Source organism: Anaeropeptidivorans aminofermentans, assembly GCF_940670685.1.
Classification (GTDB): Bacteria; Bacillota; Clostridia; order Lachnospirales; family UBA5962; genus Anaeropeptidivorans; species Anaeropeptidivorans aminofermentans.
This window is the reverse complement of the sequence record NZ_OW711693.1, coordinates 2,437,599-2,459,610: the sequence shown is the minus strand read 5'-3', so window position 1 is coordinate 2,459,610 and position 22,012 is coordinate 2,437,599. Positions and strand designations below refer to the sequence as shown.

14 protein-coding genes and 1 tRNA gene are annotated in these 22,012 nt (G+C 47.6%); 5 read left to right on the top strand and 10 right to left on the bottom strand.

The features are described 5' to 3' along the window. Positions 1 to 51: 51 nt before the first annotated feature. The 6 genes from NBX03_RS10375 to NBX03_RS10350 all read right to left on the bottom strand — a co-directional run bounded on the left by NBX03_RS10375 (position 52) and on the right by NBX03_RS10350 (position 5,056). A complete protein-coding gene (locus tag NBX03_RS10375; protein ID WP_250227705.1) occupies positions 52 to 477 on the bottom strand; it encodes a VOC family protein in 426 nt (141 codons plus the stop codon). A gap of 210 nt (positions 478 to 687) precedes the next feature. Next, on the bottom strand, positions 688 to 2,355 hold the full coding sequence (locus NBX03_RS10370; RefSeq protein WP_250227704.1) for a recombinase family protein: 1,668 nt from the start codon (positions 2,353 to 2,355) through the stop codon (positions 688 to 690). Between the two features lie 83 nt (positions 2,356 to 2,438). Next, positions 2,439 to 2,684, bottom strand: coding sequence for a transposon-encoded TnpW family protein (locus NBX03_RS10365; RefSeq protein WP_250227703.1), 246 nt, complete (start codon positions 2,682 to 2,684; stop codon positions 2,439 to 2,441). 178 nt (positions 2,685 to 2,862) lie between these two features. After that, positions 2,863 to 3,201, bottom strand: a complete 339-nt coding sequence (locus NBX03_RS10360; protein WP_250227702.1) for a ribbon-helix-helix domain-containing protein — start codon at positions 3,199 to 3,201, stop codon at positions 2,863 to 2,865. Next, positions 3,194 to 3,625, bottom strand: a complete 432-nt coding sequence (locus tag NBX03_RS10355; protein WP_250227701.1) for a hypothetical protein — start codon at positions 3,623 to 3,625, stop codon at positions 3,194 to 3,196. The genes NBX03_RS10360 and NBX03_RS10355 overlap by 8 nt, the downstream gene beginning before the upstream one ends. A 378-nt stretch (positions 3,626 to 4,003) precedes the next feature. Beyond that, entirely contained in the window at positions 4,004 to 5,056 is a 1,053-nt protein-coding gene (locus tag NBX03_RS10350; protein ID WP_250227700.1) for an AAA family ATPase, read from the bottom strand. Between the two features lie 149 nt (positions 5,057 to 5,205). Here NBX03_RS10350 and NBX03_RS10345 point away from each other — a divergent pair, with 149 nt between their 5' ends. Next, the gene (locus NBX03_RS10345) at positions 5,206 to 6,123 is read left to right on the top strand and encodes a DUF6076 domain-containing protein (protein WP_250227699.1); all 918 of its coding nucleotides are present in this window, start codon (positions 5,206 to 5,208) and stop codon (positions 6,121 to 6,123) included. Between the two features lie 200 nt (positions 6,124 to 6,323). Beyond that, positions 6,324 to 6,944 (top strand): TetR/AcrR family transcriptional regulator, encoded by a 621-nt coding sequence (locus tag NBX03_RS10340; RefSeq protein WP_250227698.1) that lies wholly within the window; start codon positions 6,324 to 6,326, stop codon positions 6,942 to 6,944. 176 nt (positions 6,945 to 7,120) lie between these two features. Here the strand turns inward: NBX03_RS10340 and NBX03_RS15880 are convergent, their stop codons facing one another. Further along, on the bottom strand, positions 7,121 to 7,744 hold the full coding sequence (locus NBX03_RS15880) for a TetR/AcrR family transcriptional regulator (protein WP_267134853.1): 624 nt from the start codon (positions 7,742 to 7,744) through the stop codon (positions 7,121 to 7,123). 213 nt (positions 7,745 to 7,957) lie between these two features. Here NBX03_RS15880 and NBX03_RS10330 point away from each other — a divergent pair, with 213 nt between their 5' ends. Then, positions 7,958 to 15,499: an S-layer homology domain-containing protein gene (locus NBX03_RS10330; RefSeq protein ID WP_250227697.1), complete on the top strand. Its 7,542-nt coding sequence runs from the start codon at positions 7,958 to 7,960 to the stop codon at positions 15,497 to 15,499. Positions 15,500 to 15,644: 145 nt separating this feature from the next. Here NBX03_RS10330 and NBX03_RS10325 read toward each other — a convergent pair. Further along, a tRNA-Leu gene (locus NBX03_RS10325) sits at positions 15,645 to 15,727 on the bottom strand. 253 nt (positions 15,728 to 15,980) lie between these two features. On the opposite strand from NBX03_RS10325, the gene NBX03_RS15875 reads away from it, so the two are divergent. Beyond that, positions 15,981 to 16,115, top strand: a complete 135-nt coding sequence (locus NBX03_RS15875) for a hypothetical protein (protein ID WP_267134852.1) — start codon at positions 15,981 to 15,983, stop codon at positions 16,113 to 16,115. 607 nt (positions 16,116 to 16,722) lie between these two features. Further along, on the top strand, positions 16,723 to 18,225 hold the full coding sequence (locus NBX03_RS10320; protein WP_250227696.1) for a recombinase family protein: 1,503 nt from the start codon (positions 16,723 to 16,725) through the stop codon (positions 18,223 to 18,225). 72 nt (positions 18,226 to 18,297) lie between these two features. Here NBX03_RS10320 and NBX03_RS10315 read toward each other — a convergent pair whose 3' ends face one another. Together NBX03_RS10315 and NBX03_RS10310 are read right to left on the bottom strand one after the other, a co-directional pair. Beyond that, positions 18,298 to 20,052 (bottom strand): ABC transporter ATP-binding protein, encoded by a 1,755-nt coding sequence (locus NBX03_RS10315; protein WP_250227695.1) that lies wholly within the window; start codon positions 20,050 to 20,052, stop codon positions 18,298 to 18,300. After that, positions 20,052 to 21,845, bottom strand: a complete 1,794-nt coding sequence (locus NBX03_RS10310) for an ABC transporter ATP-binding protein (RefSeq protein ID WP_250227694.1) — start codon at positions 21,843 to 21,845, stop codon at positions 20,052 to 20,054. The genes NBX03_RS10315 and NBX03_RS10310 overlap by 1 nt, the downstream gene beginning before the upstream one ends. Positions 21,846 to 22,012 lie beyond the last annotated feature (167 nt).

Sequence of the window (22,012 nt, the reverse complement as noted above, 5' to 3'; positions counted from 1 at the left end):
TTTGACAGCATGGGAGGGCATTACTTATAGTCCGACCGGCAAACTGGAAATTTATCGTTCTGTTTGTTCGGTCATCAATCCCCATCGAAAACCAAATTTATCAATAAAGACAACCATACAAGAACTATATGTTGTGCTCTGCATTTGATAGATTGTCTCGCTGTCTTCTCGTAAAATATTATATGCTTGTTTGACTTCATCTTTAGTATCGAATGTGACAGTCAGTGAAAGAGCCGTACTTTTTACCAAGTCAACATCCATATTATCGCACATCATAATTCTTTGATCGCCGATAAAAAGCTCCACATGATATATATAATTTTCTTGTTCCGGTGTTAACTTTTTATTCCAATCAGACTTATTGGCATCGGAATATCGTAATAAACAACCAACCTTTGCGTTAAAAGCCTTTTGATACAGTGCGACCGCTTCTTCACAGCGACCTGCAAAGTTAAAATTCGGTGTGATTATAGCCAATTTTACCACCCTTTCATTTTTACGTTAAATTCTTATTTATCTAATTGATTAGAGCGGAAATCCTATACTCATAATACCATACTTTATCGGCATCAGAAAAGACATACTTTCCCCTTCCCCACGGTGTGATAGGGACATTTTCTAAACCGTGGTGAAGTGGGGCGGTATGTATCGGCAGGCAGTGGATTTCCGCTGTCTGCCGTTGCCGTTTTATGCGACCTCTGGTGAATCGCCCTGTGCTTCCTGCTCTGTTTTCTGTTCGGTCACGCTGTCCATCAAGCCAATGTCCCTGTAGTAAATATTGATTTCCTGCGGGGCAGTGTGAGACCATTTTCCCTCACGTTCACCGACCTCCACCCGCTCAATAAAGAGGTTCAGTATTTCAGCGGTGAGCTCATTGATTTCCGTATATTGCTTCGCCTTTTCAATGAAGGCGCTGACATTGGCCACCGAGCCCTTCAGCTTTTCCAGTTCGCCCTCATTCTTCGGGATGGCGGTCTGGATTTCTTTTTGCTCGGCAAAGTAGTCGTCGCTGAGCTTTCGGAACACCTCATTTGGGATTTTGCCAAGAACATTGTCTTCATACAGCCTTTTGAATAATGCGCTCAGCTCCGTGTCCCTCCGTTTGAGCGATTCCAGTTCACGCTCGACACGGGCAATCTCACGTCGGATTTCAGTGCCGTTCTTTTGGGTTATGTGTTTCGCGAAGAGCAGTTCGTTCTGCCTCGCGAAGTGGGTCACCCTGCAGAGATCGTCCAGAAGGATGGCGGTGAGCTGGGATTCCCGGATGTAATGCCCGGAACAGGTTTCCTTGCCTCTTTTCCTGTAGGTGGCGCATTGGAAGTTGTTTTTGACTGCGTCCATAGTATGAGCCCGACTGAGCACCATCGCCTTTCCGCAGTCCTTGCAGTAAATCAGTCCGGAGAACATATTCTGCTCCGCCATCTTGGCCGGACGGCGCTTGTGCCTGCGGATGTCCTGCACGATATTCCAAGTGCTCTGGTCTATCAGCGGCTCGTGAGTGTTCTCAATCCGAATTCTTTCCGACACAGGGCGCTTGACACGTTTCTTGTTTTTGTAGGACAAGGTGGTATATTTGAGGTTGATGGTGTGTCCGAGGTAAACCTCATCCTCCAATATCTTTCCTACGGTTGTGGATGACCAGTAGTACGGTTGGACAGGATCGAAGCCGACAATCTTGACTCCGTTTTTCTTGTGATAGTAATAGGCGGGGATGGGAATCTGCTCCTCTCGAAGCTGCACCGCAACCTGAGTAGGGCCCTTTCCATTCATGCATAGAGAGAAAATGTACTTGACAATGGGCGCGGTTTCTTCATCGGGAATGATTTTGCGCTTGGGGTCGGCAGGGTCTTTCTGATACCCGAAGGGCGGTCTTGAGCCAACCCTCGCTCCGCTTTCCGCTTTGATTTTAGCGGCGGCTTTTCCCTTTTTGCTGCAGTCTTTCGCGTACCATTCGTTGATGATATTTTTGAACGGGGTGAATTCATTATCACCGTAGAGGCTGTCCACGCCGTCATTCATGGCGATAAACCGCACGCCGTAGCTTGGGAACACGATTTCTGTCAGCCTGCCGACCTCTAAATACTCCCTACCCAACCGGCTCATATCCTTGACGATAAAGGTTGCAACCTCTCCGTTTTCGATGAGCTCCATTGCCTCTTGAAAGGCAGGCCGGTTGAAATTTGTGCCGGACGCACCGTCGTCATACAGGAATTTCACATTCTCAAATCCATTGTCCTTTGCGTACTTCTCCAGCATCATCCTCTGGTTCTGGATGCTGTTGGAGTCTCCCTGACTGCCGTCGTCCTGGCTGAGTCTTGCGTATAAAATCGTGTATTTTTCGTTTGCCTGTTTCATCTGTAAGCTCCTTTCCGGCAAACCGAATACGGTAGTACACATCATACCGCAACGGTTCGCACAAGTCTATGCCAAAGAAAAGATTACCGATTTTGCCCCGCATCAATGAGGCGGAGCAGTTTGTCCGTAGCGGTTTCAGAAGAAACCGGCCGGAAGAAGGAACGGACTTTGAAGGGCTTTCCCTCCAGAACCATCTCTCTTTCCCGGAAGAATCCCTCCTCGGAGATAACGGCCAGCGTGTCGTCAAAGGTGAGAACAGGATAGCCGAAGGGGGATAGGATGTGGGGGTTGCTCGCGGCATAGACGCCGTTGCATTTGTTTTCTTTCATATAGCACTTCTCCTTTTTTGTTTTCCCCTGACTGTGTGCCGGGGTATGTACTGCCGCCGGAGAAGGGCGGCAAGGGTTCATGTCAAAAGAAATCTTCGGATTCTTCCTCTGTCCCTGTGATTCCTTCGGTTTCCTTCACAGCCTTGGAGATGGGTACAAAGCCCTTCAGATGGTTGACCTACTTGACTGCTTTCCCCCGCAGGCTGCGGTCAACATCATAGGGAAGCTCCATGGCGGTCGCCAGCAGCATATAGATTTGTGCCAGCTCCACGGCGATTTTGTAGGAGAGCTTGGAGAGATGCTGCTCCAGCTCCTTGATTTCACTACGCTCGATTTTCTGGTAGACACTCGCCAGCTCACCGGTAAACTGCCGCATCAGATCACGGCTGAGGTACTCACGGATGGCGGCATTGATGAGCTCTGAGCGGTTGGAAAAGCCAAACTCCAAATATTTTTCATCGGCCAGTCTGATGGTATCGCTTGGCAGCGATACCGTTATTTTTTCTGTCTTACTCATAGTCATCCGCCTCTGTCATGGCGTGCTGGTGAGCGTAAATGCTGTCATACCGGATGTTGCCGATGGTGTTTTTCACATCCTTGACGCACTTGGTGCGCAGCCGTTTCAGCGTTTCCTCATTGGCTCCGGGGACAATAGCAGCGGTCACATGGGCCACCATGGACAGTTCTACGCACAGGCGAAACAACTGACGGCAGATCTTGGCATCCAGCTTTGTGACCTGATCCTCCAGAAACGCGAGGGTGGTTTTACTCATGTAATCGGCGTCGCTCTGGCTGTGAAGATAGCCGAGATAGAACTCGGTCGCCGCACCGATAAAGGCACTGCGGCTGGGGTAATCGTACAGAGGGTATTCCGCATCCACCCGGGCGATGAGCTCCGGCCTCATGTGAATCCCTACTTTGGCTTTGTTGCTGTCATTCATTGTGAAAATCTCCTTTTTCGCTTATTTTCCGTTGTGGACATCCGGGATAGCGGCTGGCATCCCGGTGTTTTCTGCCCCCCGGACTTCCCGAAGGAATACCCATTTTGATTTAGGGCACCTTGTCCGACCACCGTACAATGCCGCTCTGCGCCCCGCACTGCGGGACGCTGTGACCGTCAGGGGGCCGCTTGCGGTCACCTGACTTTATCCTGCTCATCCTTTCTACCGTGGAGAACTCCGGATTCAGGAGCCGGTGCTCTTTCCCAAACGCTCGGCACAAAGCCCTCACGCTGCGGTTTTACTCTGGTTCGGTGCAGGAATGCCATCCTGCCGGTCAAAACCGGCACACAGGGCGACACAAGGGGCAACGTGGAGCGATTATACCTCTGCTGACGGCTGTGACGGCAAAGACGGCAAATCTGTGGGGGCGTTTTCTGCCGTCATGCCGTCATTGCCGTCATAACGGAGGGTAAACTCCCGCCGTTCAAAGCTGCGCTGATCGGAATAGGAAATCTTGTTTTTCTGAAGATAGTCCATGTGTTTCATGATTTTCTTCTTCAGAACCGCCGGGAGATATTCCGTTCCGCCAAACAGCTTGAGCCGCTCCGCAAGCTCGGTAGCGGTTCCTGTGAACACAACCGCCGATTTCATAAAGTCAGAGAGAAGTAAAATCACCTCGTCCGCTTTGTGCTCTGCCGCTTCAATCGGTTGGAGCAGCTCCCAAAGGAAAGTATCTTTGTTGAACCCCAAAAACAGTTCCCGGCTTTCAATATCCCTGCCGGTGCAGATGAGAGTTGCCGTGGTTTCTGTTCTTTTTTCTTTCTGCAGGATGAAGCTGCTGTCCGTGCCGCCCGCAATTCCCGTGGTGCCGGATATCATGTTCAGCGGATCGTTGTCAGCACTTTTCCGTAGATGGTGGACGAGTACGATAGCAAGCCTGTGCTGGTCTGCCAGCCCCTTGAGAGCAGAAATGTCATCATAGTCGGCGGCATAGGGATTCACATTGGAGGAAACCGTTTTGCGAACCTTTTGCAGGGTATCAATGACAATCAATCCCGTGCAGGGATGCTCTGCAAGGAAATTCTCAATCTGAAGCTCCAGACCGTTTCCGATGGCGTCGCTCATAATAGCAAAGTGTAAAGTGGGTGGAGCTTCTTCCGTAATTTCAAACAATCTGCTTTGGATGCGGGCGAAGCTGTCCTCCAGACAGAGATAGAGCACCTCGCACTTTCGGGTTTCGAACCCCCACACCGGTTCTCCCTTTGTTACCTGCAGACAAATCCAGAGCGCCAGCCAGCTCTTGCCGACTTTCGGAGAGCCTGCAAGGATATGCAGCCCCTGCGGAATTAATCCGCTTACAATAAACCTGATCGGCTCCATGGGTGTGGTCATCAGGGTTTCCGCATCCATGGTTTCTAATTTCTTTAGCATTGCTCATCCACCTCCCTGTAGATAATGAGTGTTATGACTAAATTATCTATCGTTATGCTAACAGACTCTCTTGACTTTGTAAATAGAAAATGAGATAGTATATGTATATACTCTACTGCATGAAATCCATTATCTATTGAGGTGAGCCTATGGCGCTGTTTTTTAAAGACCTGTTTCCGGACGATACCGGCTTCTTTTCGTTTGATGTTCTTTTCGGGGAGACGCATATTGAAATAAACAGGCGGAGCTACAAGTACAACGAGCTTTTCACTGCCTTTTTGAATTATGATATGGGGGAATATAAAAGTGCCGCGGCACAAGGCTGCGGCACAGACAGGATAAATGAAATAATTTTGGAGATGCCCCTGTTTCGGGATTTTCCCAACCCGGACAGACTGAGCGGCGCGACCGAAGGGGAGTACGCCGCCCTACTGGAGGACTTGGAACTGCTGGGGTGTTACCGCGTTTTTTTGAAGGATGTAAGCTTGAAAAAAGACAAGAGCTTTATCCAACAGATTGCCAAGAACGGCATGGGTTCTTTTGTAGCCGACAAAACCATGGGTGCGTCGGAGCAGCGGACGGCGGCAGTTTCCAGTCTTCAGTATCTGCTTTTGGAGGATGAAAACGGAAAAGCGGCGTTGTTTGAACGCATGACCTTTACGCGGCTGCTGGATTTTCTCTACACGGATTTTTTCAAAGGCATCCTAAAGGGCTGCGTTCCCAAACAGTGTAAGCTCTGCGGACAATATTTTCTGCTGGAAAAAGGCTTTCACTATGAATATTGCGACAGTGTTTTCGAGGGCGGGCAGACCTGCCGTGAGCTCGGCGCCGCCAGAAGCTTTAAGGAAAAAACTGAAAGCAACGATGTCTGGAAGCTGCACCAGCGCGCCTACAAGAAATATTACGCCCGCGTGCTGAAAAAGACCATGAGCAAGCCGGAATTCACCGAGTGGGCAGACTTTGCGGAAAAGCTTCGGGATGAGACGCTGCCTGACTACTTAAAGGCCAAGGCTGAGAAAAAGGTATTTGACCTGACGGAATATGAGGCGAAGCTGAACAACAGGTAAACGGAAGGTATGTGAAAACAATAGAACGTTTTGTTGGTTCAGTATGTCTTGTACTGGCGATGTTATCCGCATAAATTAGGTCGCTTGATTCATAGCGCATCAAGTGCTATACTCAGGTTAGAAAACAGTTTTTCTAAATAGGGTTATAATCTTTGATTGTTATAGGCTACTTTTTTTAGATTTTCAAGAGGAGAAAAACTATGAGACAGAAAAAACCGGATAAAAGAAAGGTGCAGGGCGCCGAAACAAAAAAGAAGCTATATGAAATCGCGGAAAGAATGTTTAAGGAACATAATTATGCCGATGTCATGGTTGAGGATATCACCGACGAAGCCGGGATTACCAAAGGTGCGTTCTATGTGCATTTTGAATCTAAAGATGCCCTCATCGCAATGGTAATTGCGGATTATGCCTCCCGCGCCGATACGGACTATAAGGCGTTTTTGGAAGCGCTGCCTGCTGATATGCCTACATCTAATGTGCTTTTGGCTCTGACTGAGAAAATAGCTGAAGTCCTTATAGAGACAATCGGCTGTGAGAATATGAAAAAGGTTTACCAGATGCTGCTGGCGGGAACAGTGGATACCGAAGCGGTAAAAGGCTATGGGCGGGAATTGTATTTGCTGTTTCACGGCATCCTGGAGAAAGGAATTGGTCAGGGAGAACTAAAAAGCACATTGTCCGCCGAAACACTGGCACGCCATTTCGTTGCGGCGCTTCGGGGCATCAGCTTTGAATGGTGTATCCGCTATCCCGATTTTGACCTGAAAGAACAATCCGTAGAGCATTGCAGACTGTTGATTGAAGGGATTACTGTTTGAGAAACCGGTTGGTTCTTATCCCCAGCTCTGGTTTTGCAGAAAAAACAATACACATTAAAAACAAAAGACTGTGCTCCCTGCAATTTTAGCAGACGAGCATGGTCTTTTTTCTTCTAAATACTTATCGAACTTTGGGTGCGTTCTAACAGGGACCGGAAGTCAAAAAGATGATGAGGCTATTCGTTTTGCAATCCCTGCATCAGCATCTGGCAATGCTCCAGCGACTGCGCCTTCAAGTCAACATTCGGGTATTGGATGCACCAGTCGATGCAAATGCCCCGAATCGCCATCACAAAGTGCCGTGATAGCACCTCTACCGGCAGATCACTCTGAAACTCTCCATTGTGGATTCCCTGTTCCAATATGCCATAAAACAGTGTATACAACTCTCTGTCATAGCTTTTGACGGCCTTGGCGTCCACCACCCCTGTCAGCAGAATTTGATAGATTTTTTTAATATTATCATAGCCGATGTCGCCCGTCAGCACATCGGCTATTTTTTCGGTTAAAGCAAGCAGCACTCCGGAGGCAGGCATATTAGGGGGAAGCGTATCAAACACCGCTTTGTAGTCCGCATCCGTGCGTGCGGTGTAATCGGCAATCAGCAGGGCAATCAGCGCATCCTTAGACGCAAAATGCACATAGAATGCGCCCTTCGTAATCCCGGCCTCATCAGTGATATCCTCGACACCAACCTCGGAAAAGCTGCGCTCCGTAAAAAGCCGTTTTGAAATTTCAATCAGCTTTCTTTTTGTTTCGGCGCCCTGCGCTTTTCGCTTGTCTGTTTTTTTATCCTCCATGCTTCTTCTCCTCTTGATTTTTTAAGGAAAGTACCGTAAAATAATCTAAGTAACTAAATTAGGTTTGTAAATTAAGTTATTAAAATTAGTGTATCACTGATTAAATCAGAATTCAAGTGATTGTGCGGAACTCTCTGTATTTTCATAAGACAGGTAAATGGGTCTGTTCATTACGGAACAAGGTTTTTAAGAATACGAAATGGAGGAAACGGTATGAGCAAAAGGAAAGCAATTCAAAGGCTCACGGCTATGGTGTTGTCCGTCATCATGGTTGTGGGTATGACGCCTGTCTCGGCGCTGGCTGAAACAGGCTCATTCCCTATTGGCGCAAGCGGCGAGGTAACCGCCTTTGAGGCGCTGGAGTGGGATATTGCAGTTCAGAATGTGCCGATTGGCACATCCGAAGCGGATTTGAAGCTGCCGGATACCCTGACGGCAACGGTACGGCTTGCGGCTTTGGAAGAAGAAGCGGTGCTGGATTCAGGGGGCGCTGATTCGGATTCAGACAGCGCCGATACGGTAAGCGGGTCAGCGATTGGCGTTGAAGAAATGGAGGAATCCGAAATCAGCGACAGCGAGGGAGATGAAATCGCCTCTCCCTCCGACGCGGAAAAAATCGGGGACAGCTCTGAAGCCGAACCCACGGAGAAAACCGTGGACAGTGCCAAGGAAATCACCGTCCCCCTGCCTGTCACATGGACTTCATCGCCGGAATACAACGGTGAAGCAGCGGGTACATATATTTTCACTCCCGAGCTGCCGGAGGAACTTACCCTTGCCAGCGGCGTGGAAGTCCCGGCAATCACCGTGACCGTTGGTGCGGTTACCATTATAGGCACAGTGACGGCCTTTGACGATTTGCCCGAGGATATCCGCTGGCAGAACGCCACCGCACCGGAATTCCCGGAAATCGTAAGCGGTACGGTCGAGGGCGAAACGGTTCAAATCCCGGTGACATGGGATACAGAACAGGATTATGACCAAAAAAATCCTCAACGGGGGCTCTATGTGTTTACCGCCGTTTTGGGCGAGGGCTGCGGCGTTGCGGACGGCGTGGAGCCGCCCCGCATCACGGTGTATATTCCGCAGTCAGCCGGCGGAGAGATGTCCCGCATGGCGGGCGGCGGTACAAGCGCCAGCCCGCTGGAAATCATCACGGCGGCGCAGCTTGCCGAGATTGCCGCGCTGGTGAATGTGCGGGAAAACGGCTTGGAGCTGTTTTTGTTTAACGATGCAGGCGCAAAGGTCAGTCTGAAGCTGATGAACGACCTCGACCTTTCGGCATACTCTAGCGGTGAGGGCTGGGTGCCAATTGGCAATGACTCCTATTCATTCGAGGGCACCTTTGACGGCGGCGGCCACAGGATCAGCAATCTGACCATCAACCGCAGCGGCGAAGATGCGCAGGGCTTTTTCGGTTTTGTCGGCACAGGCGGCAAGGTGGGCGGCTTGGGGCTGGTGAATGTTAGCGTCAGCGGAGGCAGCGATGTCGGCGGCGTGGCAGGGGCAGTTGTTGGCGGCACGATAGAAAACTGCTACAGCACCGGCAGCGTCAGCGGCGAGAGCGCTGTTGGCGGCGTGGCGGGGCATGTGGAGTATGTTGACGGCGGCAGTGTGAAAAACTGCTACAGCACCGGCGCGGTCAGCGGCACAGGCAACCATGTCGGCGGCGTGGCGGGGTATGTCTACGGTGGCACGGTGGAAAACTGCGCCGCGATGAACCCCTCGGTCAGTGGTTCAGGCGATGTCGGGCGCGTGGTGGGAATTGCCGATGACATCCCCCTTTCCAGCAACATCGCCTTTGGCGGCATGACGGTGACGGAGGATGGCGATGCAAAACCCCTTGTTGAGGGTGCGGATCAGATGGACGGTGAATCCAAAATAGCCGCCGAAATCAAGGCGGACGGCACACTGGGCGGACGGTTTACCACGGAAAACGGTTGGACAATAGAAAACGGCAAGCTCCCCGGCTTTGGCGCGGCAGTTGCCCTGCCCGCACATATTGTGGACGGCAGCGACCCGAATTTCTTCGGCGCTGGCACCAGCGAAAACCCATATCAAATCAGCACCCCCGCCCAGCTCGCCAAGCTGGCGGGGCTTGTAAACGCAGGGAACGCAAGCTATAATGCCGCACACTACAGACTGATGAAAGATCTCGACCTTTCCGGCTATGCCACCGGGGAGGGCTGGATGCCCATTGGCAACGCATACGACATGAAATTTAATGGCACATTTGACGGAAACGGTAATACAATTGCTAACTTAACCATCAATAATGTCCTTGAAGGCGTCATGTATCAAGGACTATTCGGGTGTATAGGCAGTGGAGGAGCAGTAAAAAACCTCGGTGTTACCGGTGTCTACATCAACGGCGGCAAGAGGGTCGGCGGCATCGCAGGCTTCATGGAAGCCGCCACATTGCAAAATTGTTACACTATGGGCAATATCACCGCTTTAGACTCTGTCGGCGGTGTGGTCGGTTATGTGGGCTACAGCAGCACAGTGGAATACTGCTATAGTACCTGCGATGTCAACAGCGCAGGAGAGAGTTCGAGTCAAGATCGAGGCGGTGTGGCGGGATGCGTTGATGGTATAGTGAGAAACTGTTATAGCACCGGAAATATTTCTCGGATAAGCACAGGCCAAAAGGGTTCTGCCGGTGGGGTGGTGGGCAAGGTAGACGTGGGCGGCAATGTACAAGACTGCTACAGCACCGGCAATATCTCCGGGGCTGAAATAGCTGGCGGCGTGGCGGGGGTTGTCATCGCTGGCACGGTGGAAAACTGCTACAGCACCGGCGTCGTCTCTGACAGCTACAAAGCCGGCGGTATAGCGGGTCAAGCCCAAGGTTCGGGCGTCCAAGGTTGGCCCAGGGTAGAAAATTGCGCTGCACTTAACCCCTCAGTCAGTGGTTCAGGCGGTGTCGAGCGCGTGTTAGTACTATTTAATCAAGGGACTCTACGTGGCAATTTGGCTTTTGATGGTGTGGTAGTGTTAAAGAACGGTGGCTCGGAAGCAATCGACAACGATGCAACCAGCGTAGACGGGTTATCCAAAACCGCCGCCGAAATCAGTGCGGCGGACTTCTGGACGCAAGATACGGGCTTTACGGCAAACTGGAATACCACCGTATGGGAAATAGCACCCGGCAAGCTGCCCATCCTCAAGGGCATTGCGGGGCAGGACGCCTCCATGCCTGCGCACTTGCTCCCGGCGGGCGCGAGCTTCTTTGAGGGCGCAGGCACAAGCGAGGGCGACCCCTACCTTATCAAAACCGCCGCAGACCTTGCCAAGCTGGCGGAGCTGGTGAATGCGGGAACCTCACCTTATGCAGATTCTGGAAGGTATTACAGGCTGGAAAATGACCTTGACCTTTCCAGCTATGCAAGTAGGGAGGGCTGGATGCCCATTGGCACCTCTGCAAAACAATTCAAGGGAAACTTTAATGGCAACAACAAAACCATTACCGGGCTAACTATCAACCGGTCGGCGGCTGATTGCATCGGTTTATTTGGCTATCTCTATGTCGATAGCAAAGTGCAGAATATCAGAATCATCGACGCAAGCGTCATCGGAAATAACCGTGTCGGCGGCGTAGCTGGATATGCTTGGGGTGCGGCAGTAGAGAACTGCGCCGTGATCGGCAACATATCCGGTGCGGATAATGTCGGAGGAACAGTAGGGCGCATCTCCAGCGGTACGGTACAAGACTGCTATAGCTCCGGCAGCGTAACCGGCAGCGGTGACTATATTGGCGGAATAATGGGGTATCTCGAAAACAATGCTACTACGGTGCGGCGATGCTATAGCGGCAGCAGCGTTTCCGGACGGTTCAATGTCGGTGGCATTGTGGGAGGAGTTGGGGTAGCTACTGTGCAAGATTGCTATAGCACCGGCAATATCAAAGGCGTTCTCTATGTCGGTGGCGTTGCGGGAGACGTTAGCAGCGGCACCGTGAAAAATTGCTATAGTACCGGCAGCGTTCTGGGTACGGATCCGGAGGGGTATGTTGGCGGTGTGCTGGGCACTCTCAGCAGCGGCACCGTGAAAAATTGTGTGGCACTTAACCCTTCTATCAACGCAGGAGCATACAATTTCGGGCGCGTGGTGGGAAAAAACACCTCCGACACCCTCTTGAACAACTATGCGTTCAGCCGCATACCCGGCACATGGGCAAATAAGGGTCTAAATGCAAAAGACGGTGTGGATTTGACATCGCAGGCCCTGTTTGGCGACAGCTTCTGGACGACGGCGGAGAATTGGAATACATCTGCCTGGGACAGCGGCGTTTGGACATTCGCCGAGGGTAAGCTGCCCACGCTAAAAGGGCTTGCGGGGCAGAACGGCGACGGCGGATTATATCTGATAGCACGGGATATCCAGTATGCCGCAGCAGACACAGCCCCTCGCATTTATAACGGCAGTGAGCAAATCCCAGCCTTGACCTTTGACGGCGAAACACTGGTTAAGGACACCGATTATACTGTTGCGGTAGCAGACGGGAGCGCAAGCGACGGCACAAACGCCGGAACGGTGACGCTCACCATCACCGGCATCGGCAGCTTTTACGGCACGAAAAACATCAGCTACACCATTGCTCCCAAGCCAATCACCATCATGCCCCACTCCGGTCAGAGCAAAAAATATGGCAAGATTGACCCAATATTGACCTTTACAAATGGCGCTGGCTTGGCTCCGGAGGCTTTCACCGGCAATCTCAGTCGTGCAGCAGGGGAAAACGTGGGGACCTATGGCATTTCCCTCGGCAATTTAAGTGCGGGTGGAAACTACGAGCTTTCCCTTGATCTGGTCACGGTCCATTTCACCATTGAGCAGGCCAAGGTGTCAGAGATCACCACGACTGTGGACAACGCAAACAAAACCGCCTATGAAATGCGCACCGCCACAACTGCACAAGCTGTTGTGGATGCGGCAGGTCTGCCTTCAAGTGTGAACGTCAGCACCGATGGCGGTACGGCAGTGCTGCCAATTACATGGGAAACTTCCACCGCCTACAATATTAAGGGCACAGAATACGCTGTGACCGGAACCCTCACCGGCAACGAAAACATTGACGCAAACAGCATCTCCAAGAGCATAACCGTCACGGTCACCCCGGTTACGGCGGCGAATCCGACCTTCGGAGACACTCTGGTGGTTATAAACAGCGACAGCTCCGCTACAGCCGCTGAATTGGGAAGCACCATCCTGCCTGCAAGCGGTAATATCCTGGTAGAAGGCCAAAGCATTGCCTATACTGTCGATTGGAACGGCGGAGAAACGTTGGACAGAACGGCTGTAGGCAACGAGCAGACCTTTACCGGAACCATCAACTATTCCTCCCCTCCGGCATGGATTACCTTGCCAAGCGACCTCACGGTAAGTCGCAAGGTAACGGTCGCGGATAAAACTCTGGTAACCATTGGAGGCATCACAACCGCCAATAAAACCTACGACGGCACTTTCTATGCACCTACCGGCACGGTGACTTGCAGCCACAGTTTTCCCATAAATCAACTGGAATGGCTGTATGAATCTACTGACGGCGCAGACTACAGTAGCAGCACAGCACCCACAAACGCAGGCGCATATAAGCTGACCATTTCCGTGCCAGATAGCAACGCAAACTACGCAGGCAGGGAGGTGCTCACCTTCACCATCGAAAAGCGGCAGATTACCCTTACCGCAGATCATAAATCGGTTATTAAGGGCAGTAGCCTGCCGGAGCTTACCTATACAGTAGGCAATCTGGCTCCCGGAAAGACCAAAGCGGATGCCTTGAGTACAGAACCTGCGCTGGCTTGCCCGACCTTCAATGGCAATACGCCGGGCAGCTATACCATAACGCTCACAGGCGGCACGGCAACGGATAATTACAGCATTACAGCCCGCACAGACGGAACATTGACTGTTGCGGAACAGACCTATACTATCACCTTCAACTTAAATGGCGGTACCCGTACAGGCGGCGGCGAGCTGATACAGACCGTTGCCAAGGGCAGTGCAGCGACGGCTCCCACAGTCAGCCGCAGCAGCTACACATTTACTGGCTGGGATAAATCCTTTGATAACGTGACCGCTGATCTGACGGTTACGGCAAGCTGGAGCTATAACGGTGGCGGCGGCTCTGGTGGTGGTGATTCCTATACGCCGGGCACACCGGCAATCACTACGCCTGCAAAGAAGCCAGACCAGCCTGTTACGGCGACGGTCTCTGTTACAGCCACGACTGGGGCAAACGGCGCGGCAAATGCGTCCATTCCGGAGAAATCAATAACCGATGCCATCACCAAGGCACAGACCGACGCAAAGGCGCAGGGAAAGACAGTCAATGGCATTGCTGTAGCGCTGAATGTCGCTCTGCCGCAGGGAACAACTTCCTTTACAGCAACCCTGTCCCGCAACTCGCTGAACAGTCTTGTGAGCGCGGGGGTATCCAGCCTTACACTCGCCGGTTCTCCGGTAGACGTGAGTTTTGACTTGAAGGCTTTACAGGAAATCCAGAAGCAAAGCGGCGGTGATATCAGCATCACCATCGTTCCGGCGACAGGTCTCTCTAAAGAAGCAAAGGCCCTCCTCGGAAACAGGCCGGTTTATAGCATCACCATCAGTTATGTCAAGGACGGCAAAACTGTCAACGTAACCAGCCTTGGCAGCGGCACAGCCACCCTTTCCATCCCCTACACACCGGACAGGAATGAGGCTGTCGGCTATCTGTTCGGCGTGTATGTGGACGCAAATGGTAAGGCAATCCGCATCGACACTTCCGCCTATGACGCAAACAGCGGAAGCCTGCTGATCCCTACCGGCCATTTCTCGGTGTATGGCGTGGGCTACACGGCTCCAAGCGCCAAGTTCACCGACATCGGAAACCATTGGGGCAAGGAAGCGATTGACTATGTGGTCGGCAGGGGGCTTCTCTCCGGCACATCAAAAACAACCTTTGCACCCGATGCATCCATGACCCGCGGGATGCTGGTGACGGCTCTCGGCAGACTGGCAGGCGTGGATGTGAAGGCATACACCACCAACAGCTTCACCGATGTAAAGGCAGACAGCGCATTCCGTCCCTACATCGAATGGGCGTACAAGAAAGGTGTTGTGCAGGGCATCGGTAACCAGCAGTTTGCCCCTGACCGTGCGATCACCCGTGAGGAAATAGCAGTAATCTTTGTAAATTATGCCAAGGTCACCGGCTACAAGCTGCCTGTGACCCGTGAAGCAACCGCCTATGCGGATGCTTCCAGCATCGGCAGCACCTATAAAACAGCGGTAACAGCTATGCAACAGGCAGGGATTATGATGGGCGAAACGAATAACAAGTTTAATCCCAAATCCAACGCCACCCGCGCCGAAGTCAGCGCCATGCTCCACCGCTACATCAAGCTGACCATCGACCCAGCCACGGCGCAGGGATGGGCGCTGAATGACGATGGACAGTATATGTACTACAAGGACGGCAAATCCCTCACCGGCACACAGACCATCGACGGCGTGAAGTATTTCTTTGAAACCACCGGCGCACTAAAAACCGGCTGGGTGAAGGACGGAGGCAACTGGCGGTACTATTCCGGGAACAAGGCCGCTGTGGGCTGGCTGGACATCAGCGACAAACGCTACTACTTCACCAAGGATGGCATCATGGTGTCCGGGAAATGGCTGGAGATCGGCGGCAAGTGGTACTACTTCTATGCGGACGGCTCCCTTGCCAAAAACACAAAAGTAGATGGATATGAGGTGGACAAAACGGCGTGAGAAAAACGAAATAATCACAGATATTCATAAAAGCACAGGGAGTCGATAATTCGACTCCCTGTGCTTTTATGCTCCGTATTCAGTTTGCTTTCCCTAAATTGTCCTTATGATACCGTGGACTTAGCGAAAAGTATGTCTTTTCCGATGCCCGAGAAGGGACTCGAACCCCCACCCAATTGCTTGGAGCAGATTTTGAGTCTGCCATGTCTGCCATTCCATCACTCGGGCTTATTAATACAACACAGTGTATTTTATCACAGCGGAAACTTACAGTCAAGAGAAAATATATAGCCTGAAAGGGGAAAGACATAGTCCCGATATCTAAATAAGACTTAGAAAAAACGTTTAATAAGGCGTTATATTATAATTCATATTATTATGTCTATAATTGAAGGATATTTATTTCATAGGGGGCTGGGCTTGTACATAAACATATAAAGAGCGAGCCAAGGAGGAGGGGACATGCCTGAAAAAGCAGATTTTGAAATTTGTATTTCATAATCCCAATACTCCAGATGAAACGGCTAAAACCCTGGTAAAGGCAATAGCTGAAAATACCGCAAAGCAGATTATTGAACAGAAGATGAGAGTAAATATAAAACGCCCGAAGATATAGCGGAGAAAGGCGAAAAGACATTTATTCACTGTAAAAAGACACTTACTTGAAAAACTACGTACAAGCTTACGCTTGTGTAATTTTTCATCTTCGCTCAGATAAATTAAAAGAGTATCAGCCGAAGACCTGGTAATCTTTTAAGCAAGGGTTTTATTATATAGTAAATTTAACATGAAGAAGCAGCAAAAGCCTATTCCCTTAAGGCTCAAAAACACGGATTTCCTTCGGAAACATAGTGAAATTGCTTTTATACCATAACAGATATAAGCCTTTTAATATATAAACTCAAATAAAAGCAATTTCACAAAGGCGCTTTATTATATTTCTTCTATAGTTAAATAGTTTAATTACAGTAATAAAAATCGTATATTTTGAATGGCTTAATATAAGCGTTTCTATTATATTAAGCCGTTTATGAAAAATAGATTTTTGTTACTTCCTGAAGGATATTTTACTCTAAAACGCATTTTTGAGCCTTCCGGGATATACGGCTTTGCGGCTATTTAACTTTAAATTTACTATAGTTAATAATTTCTTTATTGGCTATAAATTTCAGCGGACTATGGTGATATGCTATAGTCTGTTCCTTTAATATCAGGAGGCAGAAATGGTAAAAGCTGTTGCATACGGGAGAGTATCCACCAATAAGGACGAGCAGCTGGACAGCTTAGAAACCCAACAGAGCTTTTTTGAAGAATATGCCAGAAAAAACGGATACGACCTCATAAAAATATATGCCGATGAAGGCAAAACCGGCACACGAATGAAAAACAGAAATCAATTGATTCAGCTTCTTTCCGATGCTCATAAGCAGATGTTTGAGGTAGTGCTTATAAAGGATATTTCGAGGCTTGCAAGAAATGTAGTGGATTTTTTGACAAGCATACGCCAGTTGAAATCCTTAGGCATCAAAGTAATATTTGTTAATTACGACCAGACATCTTCCGACAGTTCCGAGTTTATGCTTACAATGCTTTCGGCGATAGCTCAGGAGGAAAGCTACAATACTTCTAAAAGAATAAAGTTCGGCAAAAAGGTGAACGCCGAAAAAGGGAGGGTCCCTAATCTTGTTTTCGGATACGATAAAACTCCGGGAGATTATTTTAATTTAACGGTAAATGAATCAGAGGCGGAAGTAGTGAAAGAAATTTTTGACATGTATGTAAATAAAAATCTCGGAGCCAATAAAATTGCACAGGAGCTTAATTCCAGAAATATAAAGACAAAGCGAAACGCTCAGTGGACTCAAATAGCAGTAAGCCGCCTTTTAAGAAATCTCATATATACAGGAAGGGTTATAAACGGGAAAGAAGAAGTAAAAGATTTTCTTACAGGAGAAAGAAAAGGCCTTGAGAAAGAACAATGGATTGTTATGGAAAAACCGGAACTAAGGCTCATTTCTGATGAACTGTTTGAGAGGGCAAAAAGAATTACGGGAAGCAGAAAAGAGGCCTTTAAAAGAACAAAAGAAAGGAATTCACAAAAGCATACTTTCAGCAAAATGATAAAATGCGAACACTGCGGGGCCTCCTTTAGAAGGTGCGAAAGAAAATATAAAAATACATATATTAAATGGGTATGCGCCACAAGAAATACAGGAGGGGTTCATAGCTGCCCCAATAATGTGGTTGTGGACGAAGATATATTACTTAAAGAAATAAAAAAGTATTTTTTAAATATCCTAAAGGATAAGGAAAACATTACCCAAAACATCTTAAAAGAGCTGGATAAGCAGTATAAAAACATCAATACAGATATAATTACGGAGAGGGAAATAAAACGCGAAATAGAAAGGATAAAGAAGAGCAAAAAAAAGTATATGGATATGTATGAAGCGGAGATTATTTCCTTAGGCGAGCTTAAAGAATATACAAAAGACCAGAATGAAGAAATAAAGAGGCTGAATAATGAACTGGAGCTGATTAAAGAAAGCCTAGGCAAAAACGACAGCATAAAAAATATCCTAAATGAAAAATTTAAGGACATCAGCTGCATCATATCGTCACAGAATATAAACAATACGATGCTTAGGCAGATTATCGATAAAATAACTGTATCAAAAGAAGGGGACGTAAATATTTATTTCAAAGTTTTTTCAGCGTATTACTAATATTTATATAAAACACTCCGTTTGCCATATTTTCAAATTTAAATGGCAGCGGAGTGTTTATAAATTGAATTATTATTTTCCCATGGTCCAGCCTTCGGCCTCTTCTCGTATTTTTACAAAGCGACTGTATATGCCTTCTTCAGACAAAAGCTCCTTATGGGTTCCCTTTTGAACAATACGGCCTTTATCGACTACAAGTATTTGGTCCGCATTTTGTATAGTTGCAAGACGGTGGGCGATGATGACGATGGTTTTTCCGTTTATAAGCTCGCCTAAGGCATTTTGTATCAGGGCTTCATTTTCAGGGTCTATACTTGCGGTAGCTTCATCAAGAATGACGATGGGGGCATTTTTTATGATGGCTCTTGCTATGGAAATTCTTTGCTTTTCGCCTCCGGATAGGGTTGCCCCGCCGTCTCCTATGATTGTATCATATCCTTTTGGCAGATTCATAATAAAATCGTGGCATTGAGCTTTTTTTGCCGCTTCTATTACTTCTTCTATAGAGGCCTCAGGCCTTCCGAAGCGAATATTATTAATTACCGTATCCCTAAATAGATAGACCTTCTGAAATACCATGCTTATATTTTTAAGCAGGCTGTCACAGGTCATTTCACGTACATTGACCCCGCCTACATATATTGCGCCCTTATCTGGGTCGTAGAATCTTGCAATAAGGCTGCACATGGTTGATTTTCCGCTTCCGGAGGGGCCTACAATGGCTGTTGTTGTGTTTTCTTTTATTTTAAAGGAGATCTCCTTTAAAACATCCTGTTTTTCATAGGCAAAGGTTACGTTTTGGAATTCAATATCGTAATGGTTCAGGCTGATATCTCTTCCGTCAATATCTATAAATTCAGCGCTCATGATATTATCAAGCTTATTAAGGGTATTATCCAGGTTTTCAAGAACATGAGTGGCGTCGCTTAATCTTTCCAAATGGCCGAACATAACGAAGGAAAAAATAATCATCATAAGCATATGGGACATGTTCATTCCGCCTTTTGCTCCAACGGCAGATACTGCCGCCATTATTAATACAGAAGATGCTCTTAGAGAAAATAAATGCATACAATTATAGGGCACATAGTTTTTCTCTATTTTTATGTTTATGTCACAGCCTTCTCCGTAGGTCTTTTCTATTCCTTCACGGGCAACGCCTATTTGCTTGAAGGCTTTTACTACGGCCATACCCCTTATGTATTCCAAGGTTGCGGAAGCCATATTATCAATGGTTTTTTGATGCATCGGGGCGTTTCCGGCGCTTTTTTTGCCGAGAAGCTTAAGAAAGAGAGCTGAAAAGCTTATTCCTGCAATAGAGAGCAAGGCGGCGGGTATACTGAAGAAAAGCAAAGATATAATAATTACGCCTATGTAAATATACCCGTTCATGACCATATCAATCATTTTCATTGCATGCATTTCAAAAAAGGATAAGTCGGTGGTAACGGCAGTTGCTATTTCACCGGCATTTTTATTGCTGAAAAAGCCCAAGGAAACCCTTTTTAACACATCTCCTATTTTTATCCTTTCGTCTGATGTTGCTTCATAGCCGATGCTTTCTTGGGTAATTGCCCTTAAATAAGAGGTAATAAACCTTCCAAGGACTGTAAAAATCATAAACCCAAGAATTAGATAAATATCATTTATGGTCATTTCCCTTTCGTTTCGGCTGTTTTGTATTACAATATTTAAGCCGTAAGCAGCTCCCATAACAGGCATTGCGCTGAACACAGAATTAAAGAAGGAATATATATATCCAATTTTAAGCCTCCTTTTATATTCTTCAGGCCATTTGGAAGTTATCCTTTTAATAATTGCAACCATTATACAGCAGCTCCTTTCTCCATGGAAATATTTTTAACAGCGGCCCAGCTTTTGGCTCCTATATGCGACTGCCACATGTTCCGGTAGAGAGGAGAGTTGTTTATAAGCTCGTTATGCGTTCCCGTATCGGCTATTTTGCCATTTTCAACGACGATTATTTTATCGGCATTTTTTATTGTTGAAAGTCTGTGAGCGATTACTAAAAGAGTCTTTCCCTTTGTAAGAGAAGCAATGGATTTTTGTATTTTGTCTTCGTTTTCAGGGTCTGTAAAGGCCGTGGCTTCATCCAATATAACAATAGGGGCATTTTTTAATATTGCCCTTGCAATTGCAAGCCTTTGTCTTTCACCGCCGGAAAGTTTTGCGCCGGCTTCTCCGGCCGGAGTATGATATCCTTTGTCAAGCTTATTTATAAACTCGTCACAGCATGCGGCTTTTGCGGCTTTATATACTTCTTCATCAGATGCTGAAGGGTTTCCAAGACGTATATTTTCCATAAGCGTGCAATTAAAAAGAAAATTATCCTGAGTGACGAAGCTTACAGTATCCGCAAGCTGGGAAAGGGGCATATCCTTTATGCTGATACCCCCTATTTTAATATCACCTTTATCTACGTCCCAAAACCTTGCAATAAGTCTTGCTATTGTGGATTTTCCGCCGCCGGAAGGGCCTACAAGGGCCGTAAAAGAGCCTTCCACAAGTTCAAGGGATATATTATTAAGAGCAGAATTACTTTTAACATCCTTATCAGGGCTTTCATAGGAAAAGGATACGTTTTCGATGGATACATTATAATTATTCAATTTAACGGAATTTGTCTTTTCCGGAAGCTCTTTAATTTCTAGAAGCTCATTAGCCGCTTCCACAGCAAATTCTATGGATTTAAACTGATTTACAAATATAGTGAAAGCCGTAAGGGGAGCAACAATCCCCATAGAAAGGATTAGAGAAATAGTAAGGTCCGCCGGGGATAAGGAGCCCTTTAAATAAAGGTACATTCCGATAGGCATAGTTCCGAGAAGCGTAGAGGGAAGCAGGGCACCGCCTAAATTCATAAGCTTCCATGTGCTTCTATACCAATCAAGGGTGTATTCCTTAAAGGCGTTGATGGCACTGCTGTATTTTGAATAAGAGGCCCCGGACTGGTTAAAGGCTTTGATAACTTCTATTCCTTCAACATATTCGATTATAATCCCATTTACATAATCATTAGATTTCATGTATTCGGCGTATTTCTGGTTAAATGTCTGCATTACATAACCGTAGGCAATCCCTGCTAAAGGCAATGTAATCAAAGAAGCTAGAGCCATTCTCCAGTCCACAGTGAGCAGATATATAAATGTTGCTACAGGGATGAGCGCATAAGAAATCCCCTCGGGTATAAGATGGGCGAGAGGAAGCTCTATGGTTTCAACCTGGTCTATTATGATGTTTTTAAAGCGTCCGCCGGTTTGATTAAGAACCGTTCCCAAAGGGGCTTTCATAAGCTTATGGGCAATGCGAAGCCGCATGTTTTTAAGTATTGTATAGGCTGAAATATGAGAAAGGGTAGTTGATATTCCGTAAAAAAGAAGACGGATGATATGAGATATAAGTGCGATGGCAGACCATAGCAAAACAGAGGAAACGCTTGCGCTTTCATTAAAAAAGAGCACAATAATCTTATAGGCGCATACATAAGGCATAAGCCCTGCAAAGGCGCTTATTACAGCAAAAATTACTGAAAAAATCATTTTCTCCCTGCATTCTTTAGCATAAGAAAAAACTGTTTTAAGCGGATTTTTTTTATTCATGAAACTCCTCCCGGCAGATAATAGTAAATTAACTTTGTAGTATCTTACACTGCAATCCCGTTTGCTTTATATTCATGTTATATTAGGAAAACATATGCCTGAAAAATATTGCATGAACAATAATATAACAAAATATAGTAAATTTCACAGAAGGAAGCAGTAAAAAT

What these genes read in the sequence shown, in the direction of transcription:
- NBX03_RS10350 (WP_250227700.1), bottom strand. Translation starts at nt 5,056, where the DNA reads ATGCTAAAGAAATTAGAAACCATGGATGCGGAAACCCTGATGACCACA.
- NBX03_RS10320 (WP_250227696.1), top strand. Translation starts at nt 16,723, where the DNA reads ATGGTAAAAGCTGTTGCATACGGGAGAGTATCCACCAATAAGGACGAG.
- NBX03_RS10355 (WP_250227701.1), bottom strand. Translation starts at nt 3,625, where the DNA reads ATGAATGACAGCAACAAAGCCAAAGTAGGGATTCACATGAGGCCGGAG.
- NBX03_RS10370 (WP_250227704.1), bottom strand. Translation starts at nt 2,355, where the DNA reads ATGAAACAGGCAAACGAAAAATACACGATTTTATACGCAAGACTCAGC.
- NBX03_RS10360 (WP_250227702.1), bottom strand. Translation starts at nt 3,201, where the DNA reads ATGAGTAAGACAGAAAAAATAACGGTATCGCTGCCAAGCGATACCATC.
- NBX03_RS10365 (WP_250227703.1), bottom strand. Translation starts at nt 2,684, where the DNA reads ATGAAAGAAAACAAATGCAACGGCGTCTATGCCGCGAGCAACCCCCAC.
- NBX03_RS15880 (WP_267134853.1), bottom strand. Translation starts at nt 7,744, where the DNA reads ATGGAGGATAAAAAAACAGACAAGCGAAAAGCGCAGGGCGCCGAAACA.
- NBX03_RS10315 (WP_250227695.1), bottom strand. Translation starts at nt 20,052, where the DNA reads ATGGTTGCAATTATTAAAAGGATAACTTCCAAATGGCCTGAAGAATAT.
- NBX03_RS10310 (WP_250227694.1), bottom strand. Translation starts at nt 21,845, where the DNA reads ATGAATAAAAAAAATCCGCTTAAAACAGTTTTTTCTTATGCTAAAGAA.
- NBX03_RS10330 (WP_250227697.1), top strand. Translation starts at nt 7,958, where the DNA reads ATGAGCAAAAGGAAAGCAATTCAAAGGCTCACGGCTATGGTGTTGTCC.
- NBX03_RS10345 (WP_250227699.1), top strand. Translation starts at nt 5,206, where the DNA reads ATGGCGCTGTTTTTTAAAGACCTGTTTCCGGACGATACCGGCTTCTTT.
- NBX03_RS10340 (WP_250227698.1), top strand. Translation starts at nt 6,324, where the DNA reads ATGAGACAGAAAAAACCGGATAAAAGAAAGGTGCAGGGCGCCGAAACA.